13 protein-coding genes are annotated in these 17,424 nt (G+C 42.6%); 3 read left to right on the top strand and 10 right to left on the bottom strand.

What is annotated here, in order from left to right; all coding sequences use genetic code 11:
- Positions 1-14 precede the first annotated feature (14 nt).
- The 6 genes from HC643_RS36145 to HC643_RS36120 all read right to left on the bottom strand — a co-directional run bounded on the left by HC643_RS36145 (position 15) and on the right by HC643_RS36120 (position 10,098).
- Positions 15-3,842, bottom strand: a complete 3,828-nt coding sequence (locus HC643_RS36145; protein WP_038082658.1) for an AAA-like domain-containing protein — start codon at positions 3,840-3,842, stop codon at positions 15-17.
- A 5-nt stretch (positions 3,843-3,847) separates the two neighbouring features.
- Positions 3,848-5,296, bottom strand: coding sequence for an AAA-like domain-containing protein (locus HC643_RS36140; protein ID WP_038082657.1), 1,449 nt, complete (start codon positions 5,294-5,296; stop codon positions 3,848-3,850).
- Positions 5,297-5,953: 657 nt separating this feature from the next.
- On the bottom strand, positions 5,954-7,288 hold the full coding sequence (locus tag HC643_RS36135; protein WP_038082656.1) for an NAD(P)/FAD-dependent oxidoreductase: 1,335 nt from the start codon (positions 7,286-7,288) through the stop codon (positions 5,954-5,956).
- A 202-nt stretch (positions 7,289-7,490) separates the two neighbouring features.
- Positions 7,491-8,141 (bottom strand): hypothetical protein, encoded by a 651-nt coding sequence (locus HC643_RS36130; RefSeq protein ID WP_038082655.1) that lies wholly within the window; start codon positions 8,139-8,141, stop codon positions 7,491-7,493.
- A gap of 350 nt (positions 8,142-8,491) precedes the next feature.
- The gene (locus tag HC643_RS36125) at positions 8,492-9,181 is read right to left on the bottom strand and encodes a cadmium resistance transporter (protein ID WP_038082654.1); all 690 of its coding nucleotides are present in this window, start codon (positions 9,179-9,181) and stop codon (positions 8,492-8,494) included.
- 290 nt (positions 9,182-9,471) lie between these two features.
- A complete protein-coding gene (locus tag HC643_RS36120) occupies positions 9,472-10,098 on the bottom strand; it encodes a DUF1003 domain-containing protein (RefSeq protein WP_038082653.1) in 627 nt (208 codons plus the stop codon).
- Positions 10,099-10,644: 546 nt separating this feature from the next.
- On the opposite strand from HC643_RS36120, the gene HC643_RS36115 reads away from it, so the two are divergent.
- Positions 10,645-11,094: a hypothetical protein gene (locus HC643_RS36115; RefSeq protein ID WP_038082651.1), complete on the top strand. Its 450-nt coding sequence runs from the start codon at positions 10,645-10,647 to the stop codon at positions 11,092-11,094.
- A gap of 23 nt (positions 11,095-11,117) precedes the next feature.
- On the opposite strand, the gene HC643_RS36110 is transcribed toward HC643_RS36115, so the two are convergent.
- The 3 genes from HC643_RS36110 to HC643_RS36100 form a co-directional block, all read right to left on the bottom strand.
- The gene (locus HC643_RS36110) at positions 11,118-11,258 is read right to left on the bottom strand and encodes a type II toxin-antitoxin system VapC family toxin (protein ID WP_137986211.1); all 141 of its coding nucleotides are present in this window, start codon (positions 11,256-11,258) and stop codon (positions 11,118-11,120) included.
- An 88-nt stretch (positions 11,259-11,346) separates the two neighbouring features.
- A complete protein-coding gene (mtnB, locus tag HC643_RS36105) occupies positions 11,347-11,976 on the bottom strand; it encodes a methylthioribulose 1-phosphate dehydratase (protein ID WP_038082650.1) in 630 nt (209 codons plus the stop codon).
- A 37-nt stretch (positions 11,977-12,013) separates the two neighbouring features.
- Positions 12,014-12,565 carry a 1,2-dihydroxy-3-keto-5-methylthiopentene dioxygenase gene (locus HC643_RS36100; protein ID WP_038082648.1) on the bottom strand — a complete coding sequence of 184 codons (552 nt, stop codon included), beginning with the start codon at positions 12,563-12,565 and terminating at the stop codon, positions 12,014-12,016.
- Positions 12,566-12,831: 266 nt separating this feature from the next.
- Between HC643_RS36100 and HC643_RS36095 the strand changes: the two genes are divergently transcribed.
- Both HC643_RS36095 and HC643_RS36090 read left to right on the top strand, forming a co-directional pair.
- On the top strand, positions 12,832-15,051 hold the full coding sequence (locus tag HC643_RS36095; protein WP_050045546.1) for a hypothetical protein: 2,220 nt from the start codon (positions 12,832-12,834) through the stop codon (positions 15,049-15,051).
- Entirely contained in the window at positions 15,023-16,051 is a 1,029-nt protein-coding gene (locus tag HC643_RS36090) for an NAD(P)/FAD-dependent oxidoreductase (RefSeq protein ID WP_038082647.1), read from the top strand. The genes HC643_RS36095 and HC643_RS36090 overlap by 29 nt, the downstream gene beginning before the upstream one ends.
- 384 nt (positions 16,052-16,435) lie before the next feature.
- Here the strand turns inward: HC643_RS36090 and HC643_RS36085 are convergent, their stop codons facing one another.
- Positions 16,436-17,419 (bottom strand): DUF4351 domain-containing protein, encoded by a 984-nt coding sequence (locus tag HC643_RS36085; RefSeq protein WP_038082646.1) that lies wholly within the window; start codon positions 17,417-17,419, stop codon positions 16,436-16,438.
- Between the last annotated feature and the right edge of the window lie 5 nt (positions 17,420-17,424).

Here is a 17,424-nt window from a genome sequence, read left to right as displayed (position 1 = left end):
GATTTGCACTGCCATTATTTGTGGTGAGTGCAAAGCTCGCGATCGCTCTGACTTAGATCGGGATTTGTTGCTAAATAATCCTTGACCCAGTTACAAGCATGAATAAAAAGTTCATCAGAAGCCAAAACCCGATCTAAATCCCATAAAATAGCAGTTTTATCATCGCTGACTGAGGCTAAAACTTTACCATTAGAGCTAAATGCAACTCCTTTAACGGTGTCGCTATGCCCGGAAAGAGTTGTTAACAACTGCCCGTCAAGACGCCAAAGTTTGATGGTGTTATCTGAACCGGCTGAGGCTATCATTTTACCATTGGGAGCGATCGCAACTGCATAAACCCCCGCATCATGCCCGGTCAAAGTCTTCAATAGCGTACCATCCATTTTCCAGAGTTTGACAGTCTTGTCGTCGCTTGCAGAAATAACCATTTTGCTATCGGGACTTATGGCAACTGCATTCACCTGATTGCTATGCCCTAAAAGAGCTCTCACTAAAGTCCCATCTGGTTTCCACAATCTCACGGTATTGTCATCACTGACAGAAGCTATGATTTGACCGTCATTGCTGACAGCAACTCCATTTACCCCTGAATTATGCCCAACTAGTGTTGCATAAGCCTTGGGTTGAACTTTACCCTGACCGTTAATCTGCCAAAGTTTCACTGTCTTATCGTCACTTGCTGAGACGATGGTTTTGCCGTCAGGAGCGATTGCAACGCCCTTGACGACATCTTTATGCCCCACAAGAGTCTTGAGCAACTGACCCTTTTGATTCCAGATTTTGACAGTGTTGTCCGAACTAGCCGACGCGATGGTGTTCCCATCCGGAGCGATGGCAACACCATTGACCCCCGCTTGATGACCGATCAGACTGAGGTGTAATGTCCCATCTGGATTCCAGAATTTGACTGTGTTGTCCCGACTTGCTGAAACAATCATCTTCCCGTTAGGCATAAAAGCCACCCCATGAACGGCATCACTATGACCGGAGAGAGTGTTTAATAAGGAACTGTTTCGCCGCCAAAACCTCACAGTATTGTCCCGACTTGCTGACGCAATCATCTTGGTGATGGGGTTGATTGCAACTTCTTTAACTCCTGCATCATGACCGCGAAGAGTTGTTAACAAAGTCCCATCTGGTCTCCACACTTTGATTGTTTTGTCTCGACTTGCCGAAGCAATGACATTACCATCAGAACTAATGGCAATTCCTTCTACTTGATTGCTATGTCCGATGAGAGTTGCTTTCAAAGTCCCGTCTAAATTCCACAGCTTGATAGTCCTATCTGCACTGACCGAGGCGATCGTATTTCCATTGGGGCTAAAATAAACTCCCTCAACTTCATCGCGATGCCCTTTGAATGTACGTACTAAAGTCCCGTCCATTTTCCAAAGTTTGACTGTTTTATCGTCACTGGCTGTAGCCAGCATTTTTCCATCGGGACCGATCGCAACTGCCTCAACTTCATCACTATGCCCTTTAATTGTCCGTAGCAAAGTTCCATCTGCCGTCCATAACTTCACGGTCTTGTCATCACTTGCTGAAGCGATCGTACTACCGTCAGGACTAATAGCAATTGACTCTACCGCATCGCTATGTCCTTTCAAGCTTTTTAGTAAGGTACCATCAAGATCCCAAAGTTTAACTGTCCTGTCTTCACCACCCGAGGCAATGAACATCTTGTTTTTCCGATCTTGATTATTAGCGGAGCATCCGAATTTGGAAAAAACGTATTTGCGATTGAAATCGCGGTTATAGAAATCAAGTTTGCGATTGAAATCGCTGCTATACAAACCAAGTCCGCCTGCGCGGACTTTAGATGAAGCCTGTGCAGGCAGGCTTTGTTTGTATAGACTCAGAATTCTATTCTGAGGGGTTCGTTTGTATAAACTCAAAATTTTATTCTGAGGACAATTTGCCTCTAGAGGATGCACTATATTAGTCCCAATAGCAACTGTGTTGACTCCTGCAGTGTGTCCTTTCAGCGTCCGAATGAGAGTGCCATCTGGTTTCCAAAGTTTGACAGTTTTGTCTGCACTGGCTGAAGCAAATATCTGCCCATCTGCACTAATTGCAACCGAATTCACTCCCGCACTGTGCCCTGACAAGCGGTTATACTCTTTCACTTCATAAATAGCTTGTCTCATTACAGATTCAACCTGTGTTTGAGTTTGTGCATCGACACTTCCAAGACTTTGCAGTTTTTGCCCTGCCCTAATTGCTTCCATCAAAGCATCCAATTTTTTCTCGGAAGCGTGCAAAGCTTTGGAAGATGTGGCAATAGCTTTTAATTCGTTTTGCAGTGCGTTGCGGTATTGGAAAAAGGTTGCAACTCCCAAACCCAACGCAATGACAAATCCTAAAGCAAGCGTACCTAGAGATATTCTTTGAAGTTGGGCTACTTTTTGCTCTTGACTGAGTCTAGCTTTTATTTCTCTGGTGCATTCTGCAGCCAACCTTGTTTCCACTTCTCTGCGATCCAGTTCTTGACTGGCTGCTAAAAATTGATAGTCCAACTCGCTTAAACTTTTGCCGACAGACCAAGCTTGTGCTTCTAACAGGGCTTGTCCTCGCAGCAACCTCGAATGATCTTGTCTTAATGATGCAACCCAAGCATTCAACGATTGGGAGTAAGGACGCAGTTTTGCTAATTGTTTTTCCAGCCAAGCTTGATTGAAAATTTCCTGATAAATGCGGTTTTTGACCTTCAGTTTTCCTTGTTGCTTAACAACTAACCCAGATAGTAAAAGTTCTATTTGTTCGGGTGAGTCATCTATTGGTACGTCAACTCCTTGTAAAACTTTCTGATAAAGTGCCAACAAGCTGCCAGCACGTTGCTCGTTACTGAGGAGGCGATCGCGAATTGTCTTTAAATGCTCCGGTTCATCATGAGCTTCCCAATCATCAATAATATTTGTTTGTACTAACTTCTCCAAAATAATTGAGGGAAACTGGTAATATATACTGATGAGATGGTAATTAACAATCGGCAAGTGATAATCCAATTTATACCGTTCTTCCGCTTCTGAATACCCCGTTTCCTGATGTAAAGCCATGCTACCGCTAATTCTTTCGTGTTCTACGATATGGCACAGCTTTTGTGTGAGAAATGGTTGCCCGTCAGTCCAACTCAAAATTTCTTTTAGCACTGCCATAGGATTGGCCACTTTCCCCTCTAAGCCTGCTGCTAGTGGCTCGACTTCTGATAAACGAAATCCCTGTAAATCAATAGATGTCCCAATATTAAATGGAGTACAAGTCCTATCAGAAATCAAATCCGAGGGAGTGGCTACGCCAAACAAAGCCCAAGTGAGACGGTTGTATTCTGGATTTTCTGCTCGTTGATTGTAGCAAGCACGAATCAACGCAAAAAAATCAGCGACTGGAAAATTTAAGCTCAGAACGTTATCAATTTCATCAATAAAAATAAAGATTTTTTCACTTTTTAATTTCACTAATAAAATATCTTCAACAAACTGGCTTAATCGCTGTAAGGGAGGTAAATCTTCTCGCTCGTTCCACCAAGTTTTTATATTAACCGAGCCAAAAAGATCAAATCCTCGCAATAAATCTACAACTATACCCTTGTACCATTGAGCTGGGGTAATATTTCCATTCCCGATCCTAGTCATATCAACAGAAGCACAGCAATAACCAGCTTCTTGCAATCGGTACCTTGTTCTCAAACGCAAGCTCGATTTGCCCATTTGTCGGGAACTAAACACATAACAAAATTCACCCCTCATTAAGGCGTCGTATAGTTCAACATCAGCCTGTCGCTCCACATAACTAGGAGCATCCATTTTGAGACTGCCACCAATTTGATATTCGTAAGCGTTCATATCCACTAGCCCAATTGCCCGCAGAAATACAGCCGATACAGCTCGCAGCTAGGCAGTGCATGATTTCCTTCCAGCTTTACCAAACCCATGCTTTCTAATTTGTAAGCAGTGATTGCTTCTAATTGCACGTCTTCAGTTGCTGTCAAAACACGTTTAAATGCCGCTGCCAGTTCGGGATGTTCTTGAAGATTGGCGAGATGATGTCGCAGGTAATTGCTATAAATACCGCCAATTGTGGGAGCTTCTTGCAAGAGTTGTTCTAAGGTCACGTCTTGACGTGCCAAATGGTAGAGAGCGAGACGGACTAAATAAGGATGACCGCCAATCGTAGCCACAAGAGGAGCCAGTGTTTGCTCGCCTACCTCACCTTTTGCCCAATCTAAGCCATGACGGATAGCTAAATCTTGCACCTGTGCCAAGGTAAATTCTGGTAACTTAATTGCCAGTCCGACGTTAAAAGGGGATTGATTGATATCCAAAGGGATATAAGCTTCGGTCGCATGCACCACTAGCAATCGCAGTTTTTGCCAAATGTCCAATTCTGCGGCGTCTTCATACCAGGAGCGCAGGAGTGGCAAAAAGTCACCAGAGATTTCTGGATACTCAAAAATCCGGTTGACTTCATCTAAAGCGCATACGACTGGAGAGTCAATTTTCCGCAATAGGTACTCTTGGAAATACAACGTGCAACTGACTTTGCTACCGATGTCCTCATCCCAGTAATCATCCAACCTCGGTTCTATATGTAACTGGCGACTGGCATTGGCACAAAACCATCGCAAGAATTTATCTAAACTGCTGAAAACGTGAGTGTCTGCCAGTTGAAAACTGATCAACACAGTGTTTACGCCTATTGTTTGTCTGGCGTGAGTCAGAATTCTTTGCATCAATGAGGTTTTACCTGTCTGCTTGGGTGCTTTAATCCGGATTAAGCTTCCAGGTTTAGCAATTTCAGCACAGGCGCGTTCTTCAATGGGAGGACGCTCAATATAAAAGAAGGAATTGAGCGGAACCGGACCGCTGGGAATATCCAAACGTTCGGGAACGGGGATGGAAGATTTCTGGTTTTCTTGCCTTGTATAACCGCTAGAAGGCTCCAATTTTTCGCGATCGCTACCAGGCAGTTCGAGATATTCTTTATCTGCTAACTGTTGATAATGTAACAGAACCGCTTGGGCATTTTGCGATTTCCTATAAATAGCAGAACTTTCCCCCCGCCTTCTAATGACCGAACGAAAATTACTTTTAGTTACCTCCTCATCCAGAGATTGAGACAGTAACTTCCATAATTTGGAACCAACATCTTTAATATAGTTAGCATCATAGCTAGAGCTGTCCGCTATTTCCTGGTAAGTTTGTCCTTCCCAGGCTTTGCGGAAAACTAGCTCCTGTAGATTGTTTAAGCGGTTTTCTAGAAAAATATCTAGAACAACCAATGCCTCATCAACATTCATCTGCTAGAGAAGGATAAGGTTAACTTTATATGACTCTATCTAAGTTTTTCATATTTTTTTAACTGTTTCATCTAAATTTAAGAGTGTTACTCTCTCTTGCGTAAGATTTTTTATCTTTACATTTTGTTTTTTAATATAATAGTAATAATTATCAATCAAGCAAAGTCCTATAAATGTCGGTAACATCTGGCAACAGAGCAAATGCTTGCAAGACACAAAAGCTAATAGGGACATACATTCAAAGCGATCGCTTGTTTCTGGGACAAGGCAGATAAGGAAAAGAGTTCAGGTATATAAATGCAACTTCTTGTAAGGTCCGATCGAGAGTTTTGGCTATCGTCTATATGTAAGAATCTTTACATGACTTAACATTTTGAGATTGACAGCAGTTAGGTTGCCATTGCCAGCCCTTTCAACGCGAACAAATGAACTATAAATGTATCCGTGGATATGCTACCATCATTGACTTTATCTGTATAGTTGCCGTTGTTAGTTAAGGTATGAGTAGGCTTGAGAACGCATAGGTTTCCCATACACCAGGATTACTGAGAGGATGTTTGTCAAATCCGCCGTTGTCTCAAGATGCGCCCAAAATCCCCCTTTTTAAGGGGGATAAGCTTCTCAAACTCCCCCTTAAAAAGGAAAATAATGACGGTTCTAATTAGCAATTTGGGTTATATTGTTAACGGTTTTTGCTTCTACATAATCTTCTTTACCTGTAATCAGTCTAGATCGACGATTGCGAGTAATATAATTCCACGCCCACTGGAATACGACTAACAATTTAGTGTCAAACTCAATTAAGAAGTAGATATGAACTATTAGCCAAAATACCCAAGCCAGGAAACCTGTAAGTTTTAGGAAGCCTAAATCTACAATCGCTAAATTTTGCCCGATCATCGCCAAACTACCCACATGGTTGTAATGAAATGGTCGTGAAGTTTGACCTTGAAGACGTTTTTGAATGAGTTTAGCTACATACTCTCCTTGTTGTTTGGCTACGGGTGCGACACCAGGTAAGGGTTTACCATCTTGATAGGAGAAGTTGCCTAAATCTCCTACTACAAAAATGTTTTTATAACCCTTGATAGTCAAGTCCGGCTCTACGATCGCACGTCCGGAGCGATCGCACTCTACACCTGTACGTTCTGCTAGAACTTTCCCCATTGCCGAACCCTGAACCCCTGCTGCCCACAAGATAGTTTTTGAGGCAATTGCTGTGACTTCATCGCCTTGCTTGAAAGTCACTATATTATTTTCAATATTTGTCACTCTAGTGTTAGTTTGGAGAATTACACCCAACTTTTGCAAAGATACTGCTGCCACTTGGGACAAATCCGGCGAAATATGTGGGAGGATGCGATCGCCCCCTTGTAATAGTAAAATTTTCGTTTCCGAGGTGTCGATGTTGCGGAAATCTTCTTTGAGAGTTTTGTATGCCAACTCGGCGATCGCACCTGCTAATTCTACTCCTGTAGGGCCGCCACCCACAATCACAAAAGTCAATAAAGCACGCCGTTTTTCGGGGTCGGTTTCTTTTTCTGCTGCTTCAAATGCTGAAAATATGCGGCGACGCATTTCTATTGCATCTTCAACAGTTTTCAAACCAGGAGCTAACTCTTTCCAGTTATCCTTACCAAAATAGGAATGGTTAGCACCTGTAGCGACAATTAACGTATCGTAAGGTACGACTTTATCGCCCATTATCACTTGTTGTGCTTTTGGATCGATATCATTGACTTCTCCAAGCAACACTTGCGTGTTCTTGCTTTTGCTAAATACGGCTCGCAATGGTGATGAAATATCAGCAGGTGATAGCGTACCTGTTGCAACTTGATACAAAAGCGGCTGAAATAGATGAAAGTTACGTTTATCAATGAGAGTCACTTTTACATTAGCTTTAGCAAGATGTTTTGCTGTGTACAGTCCACCAAAGCCTCCACCAATGATAACAACTTGATGTTGTGCATTATTGTTAAGTGCAACTACCATATGAAATATTTCCTTCTGTTAAGAGTGTTGTAATTTTTCTTAACAAAAGTTGTAACAGCATGATGATGGAGGTTACCGTTAATTTAGTACTTTTTAAAAAATTATAAAAGTTACTCATTATTAATAAATAAAACAACCCCCTCAATTGAGGAGGTTGCAAAATTATTAGGTGGGAAAACTCGATCGCACAGGCGCGTGCTTTTTAATCAATAGGAGCATTGGGAACTTGAGCACTGACTTCTGCTTGAGAAAGATTGGGAATTGACCAATTTGGCTCGCCTGGTGCAATAACTCCAGCAACGGGCGCATTCAATTCAACTTCACCAGTGATAGGGTTAGTTCTAGCAACCAACTGTGTCCCATCTACAATCTTCAGAGCAAAAGGCTGTGTTGCTGCTCCCTGTTCTGTTTCTCCGGCTACAGGAGCAGGAAGGTTAATACCAGCTACTTTTGCATCGTTAGGCAGGTATATGCCATCACAGTCCCACTCATCATCTGTCTTTTTACCTGCTCCTAAGTAGAAGAGGGTATTGGTGGGAGTGCCATACTTGCTTGGCTTGTGAGCATAGACGCCTATTGTCTTTCCTGTTTCATTGCGGCAAACACCCCAATCTTCTGTACTCTCTTGGATATATTTCTGAAATTGCAAATCGGCAATTCTTTTTTGTAGGTCTTCTGCAGTGTAACCACCTTGAGCCGGGTCATTTCTAATTTGTAGAAGTTGTTCGAGTTGTTGATTGATCCCGAGATACTCAGGGCTCTTTTCCGCGATTGGATCTGCAAAAGAAGGCTGAACAACAACTAAGTTAACCAATATTAACAGAAACACCAAAATTGCCTTGAAGCTTTTCACAATTTTTCTCCTCTTGGTTATGAGAACATGAGCTTTTTTTATTGCTCTTTTATTATTTAACGGGACTATTATAGGAATCTTGTGAGATTTTTGAAATCTACGTGGGCCCTATATTGCCCACTATTCCCTGCTGTTGGCGAGCAATGCCCACCCTACTTTCCGATCGCTAGTTACTGGTTACTGTTAACTATCCTTGGAGGTATAGTCTACTATATCTGACCTCTTTTAATAGCAACAAATACCATTTGTTTTTAAAATTATAGAAAGAATTTATTAAAATCGAGATGTGCTTGTTGGGGGATTAAAAAATTTTATAGTCACCTACTCGTGTAGGGATTGACTATTTCTTGCTACGCAGAAGTGACGCGCTGACGTGACATATTAAAAAACATCCAACCAAAGAACATGGCAACAACTGACAATACTGCTAGCACTAAACTATCTAGTGCAATGTATACACCCAATCCAATCAAGAGGAATGGTACAAGCGAATTACCATAACGCATGAGTATTTTGGCGATCGCTTTTTGATGAGTGAGTTTATAAGCTATGTAACACCAAACGGCAACCAGGGTAAAGAAGATACCTAAAGTTACCAGTAGAGTTGCTGAATTACTACTTGCAAAGAGCGGCATATAGATACCGATGTTGTCACCACCATTAGCAAAGGTAATAGCTGCTACACCATAGGTTTGAGGCGACAGAAAACTCCTTATTGGTGAGGATTGAGACGAAGGAATCTCTAACTCATCGTCTGTATCTTCCTCTTCTACATTAACCAAGCGATTTAGACCTACAGCAATGGGGATAAAGCCAGAAACATCCAACCAGACACTAGGCAAAACGAAACTCCCAAAAAATCCTAACAGACTGATAGCAACCAATACTGTGAAGCCCAAATACTGCCCTACGATAATATGACGGTGTCGAAATGCTGTATTAACCTGTGAGAAAAGCAGTGTCAGGATGACGATATCATCAAGATTAGTCGCGGTAAATGCAGCGATCCCAGAGGGAACAGCATTGATAAACGTACTCATTGTTGCTAGTCCTTGAATTTTGGGTGTGTGGATTTTAGATTGAGAAAGCCTTACCCAGACTTACTGTCACCTAATTCTTGTTTTCAAATTGGTATTCTCTGCGATGCCAAGATTCCATAGCATTCGCACCTATTTTTTAACCGTTGCTTGAAAGTATCAATCTTGGGAGAACTGTTCCCCTAAATGAGATGCAGGCGATCGTCAACTGTAGCTAATTGATTTGTGGAAGTAGAACCCAGAACAATTTTTAGTTTGATAACAAGCTTGAGAACATCTGTAGCAAGCGCTTATTAAGCTTTGCGAACCACTTTGACGGCTACACTATCACGCTCTACAACGGGTTGAAGATAAACGAGATTGTTTTCGTTTTTGAGTACTTCAGCAGACACTTGGCTCTCTGTTTGCTCTTGTTGCGCGAAAACCACTTTTGCTCTTAACTCGCTGAGATGTTGTTGCTGCTCTTTGAGAAGTTGCATTAATTCCAAACGCTGTTGTTCGTGAGCATCTAATTTTTGGTGTAGGAGTTCAATATTTTGTGATGCTGAGCGGTTGACCTCATGATCCATCTGAGCATTGCGGCGGTCTTCTTCTGATTGTCTGTTTTGACTCATCAATACAATGGGAGCAGTATACGCTGAAGCAAAAGAAAAGACCAAGTTAAGCAAAATAAATGGCTGTTGATCCCAGTGGGGTAAACCGGGTATTGAGTTAAAAGTAACCCATGCTGTTAAAATAGCAGTCTGAGCTGAGAGGAAAGTCCACGAACCAACTTTCGCTGCCATTGCATCAGCTAAGCGCTGCCCCAAAGTAAAATCAGAATTAGTTTGTTGTAACTTTTGCAGTTGGGTTGATGTATCTTGTTGGCTTTGGGGAAGTTCTACAACAGATTTGACAGTCTTGTTAGTTTGGGGTTTCATCTTAATCTCTCCTGCTTGGGTATGACCTTGACTCGTGACTTTATAAATAGAAGTTTTTGACCCGTTGATTTGTTGTCGTGTTGTGTGAACCGTCAACTCATCTCTGTAATATTTACTTTAAGTAAGTCCTTTGAACTAAGCAAATGTTCTTTTTTGTCGAATTGATAAATAGAAGTGATTGATGGGACACGGGGGACAAGGGGGAAAGTACGATGTATGAACGCAGCTTGGTATAAATAGCAAGCAGTAACCAGCGCTCGGCGATCGCAGTGTTGTTCCTCCCGTTTCCAGGCTCCGCCTCCCTTGGCAATTACCAAACAACTGCCGTAATATTTAACAGCTTTTGTACAACTGTACAGTAAAGCGTTGATAGCAAAAGAATATCGAGATGAAACCAAGCAGATTACACGATATTTGTTCAATCTGCTTAAAGAATGAATTGATTTAACGACTTATGACGCGAGAACTTCTGCCTGAGGAACGATATGCCTTCCAAGTCAGATGAAGTAGAAATAGAGTGCTAAGTAAACGTGCAGAACGTATTATATGAAATTCAATTATTTGATGAAACGGATTTCTAGTGTAGGACACTTTCTGGCAACTGCTCTGCTTTGTGTGTCAGCATTTGGTTTCCTTTGGCAAGGTGCATTTTTCTCGAATACTACAGCAATGGCTGCTCCTTATGCAAACTTGATAGCTGAGGCAGACTTAGGCTCTAAAGTTCAAGGAAAAGTCAGTGAAGATACCGGACGAACCAAGAATTTTATCCGAGATACGAAAGAGAGTCTCAAGGAAACCGCACAGAAAAATGCCGATCGTGTTGAGCAAGCAACAGATAACGATGGCAATTTTATTCAGCGCAAAGCCAACAAAGATGCAGCTCGAATAGCGAAAAGAGCAGAGGAAGATGCAGATCGGACTGAGAAAGTACTAGAGACCGAAAAGAACGTTGTTGAACGTGCTGTTGATAGCGTCAAGGATGTTTTTAGCAAGTAGAAAACAGATACGCGTTGTAATATTCAACTTGTCCAAGCAGTATCAGCAGTGATAACGTGAATATTCCTCGCTATTGCTAAAGCAAGACAGGAACGGTTTCCCAAGGAAAGCCCGAACTGTCTTGTTTGTTCTTCACCTATAGTGACAGTATCGCCTTCCATCATCCTCAGAGTAAATTAGGAGGCGGAGCCTCAAGTAAGGCATTTCCAGGCGGAGCCACCGGACCGAGTTAGGAGTCCAATAACCAAACCATTAAATTCCCGCACACCTTGCTGCTACTAAATAGCGAAAAATATACTCAACTAACTCAATGTAATTGCGGGCACTTTCCAGAGAAGTTGCCCAAACAGTAATTCCATGATCTCGAATGAGCAAGGCTGGGACTTCAGGAAGAGCCTTTGTAAACCGTTCTTCAATTTCAGTGGCAATCCTAGGAACTTGTAAGTGATTGGTAAATATGGGGAGGCTGCATTTGGGGTTTTCTTCCCACACTCCCAAACCTTTGAGCATTTCTAATGGTGGAAGGGGTAGGCTATCTCCTTGTACAAAGCGAGAAACCAAATTGGCTTCAACTGAGTGGACGTGATAGCAACTAGTTGCTTCGGGAAACAGCTTATAGATAACTTGATGAATTGCTGTCTCTGCTGAAGGCTTTAAACCAGGAGAGGTGTGTTCCACTTTACCTTGTGGACCGATCCGAACAAAATCACTCTTGCATAATTCTCCTTTAGAACGTCCACTAGCTGTAATCCAAAAACCGCCATTAGGTAATCGCACTGAAAGATTACCTGCAGTTCCCACCATCCATCCTTGATAGTAAAAATGACGAGCAGTCGCAATAATTTCAGCAAGAAGTGGATCGGTCAAAGATTGAGTCGTCATTATCTCATTTGAAAGTATAATTATAAATTACGAATTATTAAGCTGCTACTTTATTAGTACGAATCTCTGTACCTGTATACTCGGGTGTCCAACCTTCTGTCCCAGTAAAATAACGCACTGCTTTTATCCGTCTTGTTGGAGTCAGATAAAACCAATGTTCGGTTCCTGCTGGTACGTTAATATACTCTTCTGGTTGTACTGTCAGTTCTACCTGTGTACCATCTGGCCGTACAAAGCCAAAAATGCCCTCTCCATCAATAATGTATCGTACTTCGTCTTCTGCATGAGTATGTATCTTGTCAAACTTGGACAGCATTGTATCCAGGTTTGGAATTCCAGGATGCAAAACTATTAAGTCGCGTGTTTGGTAACCTGCTGTCTGCTGTAGTTGCTTGAAGTACCTATCTAAAGATGTTAAGACTTGTTCTTTTTCTTCTTCGTTCAGGCTATCTTGTGCTAGCAGTTGGTGCAACTGTCCATCCTCTCCTACTGACCAGCGATTGAGTTGAATACCCAAAGGTGTAAGTTTTTGAGTAATATTGCTTAAATCTGTGTATTGCGTTCCATCTTCCAGTCGTAGAATTGCCATATATCACCTCGCAAAGCAAAATATATATTGTACGGTATTTCTATAGATTTGGTGTTGTTAGTTGTAAAAAGTTGAAAAATACACGAGCATTTTTTCTAAAAAATTTGGTATGGTTTTACGTAATTTTGACAAGACGGCTTGAATAATTTTTATAGGTATGGGCGATCGGGGATCGGATATTGGGGATTGTCAATTGATGTCTCAATCCCTGTTTTCCAGTACCCAATCTCTCACATAATAACTGTATACAAGGAAATTGATTATTCATGTCCTTAATTGATGAAGTTAAACAGGTTTGCGATCGCTTAGCTCCTTTTGGATGGCGGGATTTACTGCTACAACATGGCTTAGATATCACTGCAAGTAACCTCAAGCAGGAGCTAACTAAGGACTTACCAGCTATCAAGCGCCAGCTTCCAGGATTTGAAGATTTTGCTTTTGAAGGCAAACGCGGAGTAGAAGCAGGAAATCCATCCCGCAGTTTGCTATTTCATGCTTTTGCTTCACCTAACGTTGTTCTAGGGACTCAAAGTACAAATTCCAACGCATACCCAACTCTCGCCGAACTCGAAATTATTGAAAACTTTGTTTACGGCGTGCAACCCCCATCCTTACAAGATTTACGAGTTCGCGCTCAAAACCAACCTTTGGCGATCGTTGTCTTCGCTTCAGAATATCGCCCTGGCGCAGAAACCGTTCACCGCAAGCACGCCGATTTGTGCTTTTCGCGCACTGGTGTTGCTAGAGTAGGAACGGCTGAACCACTCTACGATGCTAAAGCACGTGGATTTGTGCCGTTTGTTGAGTCCGCTCCCACAAGCCTCCGCGTTTTACCCGCTCGTTATTCTGCCTATATTGCAGTTCAACGCCGAGGTAATCCAGATGCTTTCGGTCCCCTGCGTTTTCAAACAGGAGATGACAGCAGGCTATTCTGGGTTCCGCTCCACAAGCTCTTTGACGGGACGGAATGCATTCGCAATTTGAACTTGCAGGTGAGCTTGCTTTCCCATCACGTCAATCAAAAACTTCGGCGAGTTCACCTATCCTTAAAAGGTACGGGATGGGGAGAGCCAGACATTAGCAATCCACCCTTTATTTTTTCAGAAGGGATTGCAGAATTATCGACCAAATCCGAGTTTGGCAACGGGCTTTTAGTTCCGGTTGTTCACCCAAATCTTATTGAAGCCGCAAGATACCAAGGTAAACTACTCACTTTTAGAGTTCCAGAAAATAGTTCTACTCTTTCCTCTAGCTTGGAAATTCCTGCTGATGGAAGTGCAAGACATGCTCCCGAATATGTCCATGCTCGTCACAAAGTATCGGAAAACGGTCAAATCGAAAACCTGAACGATCGCCCAGATGTAGAACGTGTCGTCCGAGAAGGTAAGTACAATGCCCAACACTATTTAGATTTTACAGGTGATGGATGGGTTGAAGCTATCTGTCCCGAATTGGCAGTGGCAATTCCTCGTAACATCCCTGCCTATTCTCTAGTCACAGCACCAGATTTCTTCCCCAATTGCGATCAAAGAGAACTTCTAGAATGGACCGAGCAATCAGTCCCTGCTAGACTGAGAAACAATCTTTGGCGGATTCCACCAGACACTTTATCTGATGTCCGTTTAGCTCCCAATCTTCAGATAGAAGATGCAGACTTTCGCCCCGAAGATAAAACTGTCACGACAATTATCTCGCAACTTGTGACTGGGTCGGTGCGACAAATGCCGTTAAGCGGTTCCCCAACAATGCGACACGCGTATCTACCTGATGCAGCTGCTGGTGTCTTTGCTCCTGGCTGGGATGTCAGTACGGACACAACTGCTGAAGGTGTCAGTCACTTGGCATCTTACGGTTTGGGTAGCCCTTTCCCAGAAGATGCAAAACTTTGTGCTGCACTCAGTACATTTTGGCCCGCAGTGGCTCCTGATGCGGCTCGGACTTTCCAACCAAATCCCAGTTGGCCTACCGTGAGCCCCCTAACAGATGAAGAAATTGGTCAGGTTGGCAACCAATCTTGGGATGGCGTAACTGGTCCGCGTAAGGTGACAAGGGATGGTAAAAACTTTATAGAATATCCTGATTTTGCTCATGCGGATTATGTTGAGAATACTTTGCAAAAGAAATTCTCCATATCTCTTACAGGTCAAGTCGATGTGCGCGAATATGAAGCCAGAGTTTTGGCAATGGCAAATGTTTACCGTGTTCTGGGACTCAATACCCTTCAAGCAAGGGGTCAATGGAGCGTATTTTCTTTCCGTAAAGTCGTTTCCACTGATGCAGAATTGACACAGGCACAAACTCAGACTGGTACTAGGCTCAGTGGTACTATCTATAGGTTTGAGATTTACCGTCCTGGCTCTGTCTTCAATCCAGAAGATTTTCGCAAGCGTCTCGTTGAAATTACAGAAAATGTGACTTTGTTTGTTACACCTATCAATATCCTATTAAAACGTGGCAATGGTAACTGGTCTAGCAGACGTGTCTAGTTTTGATGTAATTGTAGTGGGCAGTGGACCGGGTGGTTCTGCTGCCGCTATTTGGTGCGCTCAAAAGGGCTTACAGGTTGCCCTCATTGAAGCTAAACCATTTCCGCGATCGCATCCAGGTGAAACACTGCACCCCGGTATTGAACCACTGCTCCAGCAGTTGGGTGCTGCTGAGTCAGTCTTAGCTGCTGGTTTTGTACGCCACAGTGGCAACTGGGTGCAGTGGGATGCAGAACGCCAGTTTATTCCTTTTGGCGAAGATGAATCGGGAGCATGGTTGGGATTTCAAGCGTGGAGAGCCGATTTTGATAGCATTTTGCTCGAGCGGGCAAAAGCTGTCGGTGTCACTGTTATGCAACCCTGTCGCGCCTCTCAGGTGCTTGTGGAAGGGGGTAGAGTTGTTGGTGTTGAAACATCTCAAGGAACTTTGAGAGCATCTAAAGTAATTGATGCTGGTGGCAATCATCATTGGTTGGCCCGACAATTGGGATTGAAAATTCACCAACACTCTCCTCGCCTCATTGCTTATTACGGTTATGCCACGGGAGATTTTCCCAAACGAGATGATGCTCCTGCGATCGTAGCTGATTCTGATGGCTGGACGTGGACGGCGAGAGTGCGATCGGGTTTCTACCAATGGACGCGGTTGTCGTTAAGTGGTGAGAAACTTAAAAAAGATTGGTTGCCAGAAGAGTTTCGGGATCTCAAAATACATGAGAAAATGCACGCAGCTGATGTGACTTGGCGGATTGTCTCCCAACCAGCTGGGCTTGGCTACTTTATAGTTGGGGATGCAGCTGCGGTTCTCGATCCTGCATCCAGTCATGGGGTGTTGAAAGCCATCATGTCTGGTATGTGGACTGGGCATTTAATTACCGCACAGATATCGGATAATCTTAGCGAGACTCAAGCAATTCAGGAGTACTCTCAATGGCTCGAACATTGGTTTCGCCATGATGTAGATAAGCTCAGAGAAATGTATGCTAAGTTACCTAAGTAATCAGAATATAATTAACAGATGATGAACGCGGATACACGGACACGGGATTTATAATATATTATAATTTATACATATCTCGGCAGATCTCCTAGATAGGATTAGTTCATTAGTCCGACTTGGTCTAATGCTCGCGTTACTGCTTCTGTCCGACTCCTCGGTTAGAAGTAAAATATACTGTCTTCTTTTGAGAGAGGCGTTGAATCGAATCGTTAACTGGTGATTTTCTTGCTAAATCCGCAATGCACAGTATATTACCTCAATTCATCCCTCTATTATGCAATGCCAAAATATTTTGTTCCATAATAACAAGAATTGGGCACTATACCAAAATGCCCATCACCAAGCATTACTATGAACTTTTTTTCTGATTCTATAGCTCATAGTCTATCTTGATAACCATTGTTCTAGATCGGCTACAGTGGAAAAATCTAGCAATGCTTCTGCTAATTCTTCCAACTGTTGAACGGGTAATTGACGAATTTGCTCGCTTAATGGAGTTTCAATTTCACCAAGACGACGATTGAGTTGTCGTATAATGAGTTTCTGCTGACCTATGATTTCACCTTCTTCGCGACCTTCTTCGCGACCTTCTTCGCGACCTTCTTCGCGACCTTCTTTTCTAGCAAGTTGTACGCTTGGACTAACCAAAGCCATCTTTCTTTCCTCCTCCAAACGATCGATTCTAGCAATGAATCTTTTTTGTAGCTGTTCCGGCAGCGTCATCATTGTATCAATGATATCAAAAAGTTTCACCACTTGCTGTTTTGTGAAACCCCGCTCGTACAGTTCCCGAATTAACTGCCATTTCCATTCTTCCCGTTGAGTCAAATTACTCGTTGTTGCTTTAGTTTTCAGATGCGCCATCGTTATCATGGCAAAGGGATTATCACTTAATTCTAACTCAGCCCAACTCTGTTCGTAGTCCAGCAGCTTGACAATTGGAAATGTGAAACTCAATGAGCAATCTAAAATAGATTTTGCATAACGGTTAGGTCGCCATGTAGGAAAAGTGTCACCTAAAACTGCTAAACTCACAACAAATTTATCGTAGAGTTCAGCAGCGCGATAATTATAAGTGTAGATCCGCTTTTCCAAGTTCACATCATAATCACTTTGCACCTCTACATGGATTAAAATCCAAGCTTCTTTTTGGTCTAACAACTGAACTTTATAAAGTTTATCAGCCACGCCATCTCCAATTTCTGCTCCAGCCGTAATATTTTGAAGTTCTTTATCAAGTGATTCCGAGGGTTGCGTCCAATCAATAGCTCCGTGTATGGCAGGAAAGAAGAAGGCTAAGAAGTTTTCAAAATATTCGTTTAAAGCTTCTTTCCAAGATTTATCATAATTGGCTCGAACTTCAGTCATTTTGC

It is taken from the genome of Tolypothrix bouteillei VB521301, assembly GCF_000760695.4.
In the GTDB taxonomy this organism is placed as follows: domain Bacteria; phylum Cyanobacteriota; class Cyanobacteriia; order Cyanobacteriales; family Nostocaceae; genus Scytonema; species Scytonema bouteillei_A.
This window is presented reverse-complemented; position numbering and strand designations above follow the sequence as displayed.

Bases quoted from the DNA above. Each gene is read 5' to 3' on its own strand.
- HC643_RS36115 (WP_038082651.1), top strand. From the start codon at position 10,645: ATGAAATTCAATTATTTGATGAAACGGATTTCTAGTGTAGGACACTTT.
- HC643_RS36110 (WP_137986211.1), bottom strand. From the start codon at position 11,258: ATGATGGAAGGCGATACTGTCACTATAGGTGAAGAACAAACAAGACAG.
- HC643_RS36120 (WP_038082653.1), bottom strand. From the start codon at position 10,098: ATGAAACCCCAAACTAACAAGACTGTCAAATCTGTTGTAGAACTTCCC.
- mtnB (WP_038082650.1), bottom strand. From the start codon at position 11,976: ATGACGACTCAATCTTTGACCGATCCACTTCTTGCTGAAATTATTGCG.
- HC643_RS36095 (WP_050045546.1), top strand. From the start codon at position 12,832: ATGTCCTTAATTGATGAAGTTAAACAGGTTTGCGATCGCTTAGCTCCT.
- HC643_RS36135 (WP_038082656.1), bottom strand. From the start codon at position 7,288: ATGGTAGTTGCACTTAACAATAATGCACAACATCAAGTTGTTATCATT.
- HC643_RS36145 (WP_038082658.1), bottom strand. From the start codon at position 3,842: ATGAACGCTTACGAATATCAAATTGGTGGCAGTCTCAAAATGGATGCT.
- HC643_RS36090 (WP_038082647.1), top strand. From the start codon at position 15,023: ATGGTAACTGGTCTAGCAGACGTGTCTAGTTTTGATGTAATTGTAGTG.
- HC643_RS36125 (WP_038082654.1), bottom strand. From the start codon at position 9,181: ATGAGTACGTTTATCAATGCTGTTCCCTCTGGGATCGCTGCATTTACC.
- HC643_RS36140 (WP_038082657.1), bottom strand. From the start codon at position 5,296: ATGAATGTTGATGAGGCATTGGTTGTTCTAGATATTTTTCTAGAAAAC.
- HC643_RS36100 (WP_038082648.1), bottom strand. From the start codon at position 12,565: ATGGCAATTCTACGACTGGAAGATGGAACGCAATACACAGATTTAAGC.
- HC643_RS36085 (WP_038082646.1), bottom strand. From the start codon at position 17,419: ATGACTGAAGTTCGAGCCAATTATGATAAATCTTGGAAAGAAGCTTTA.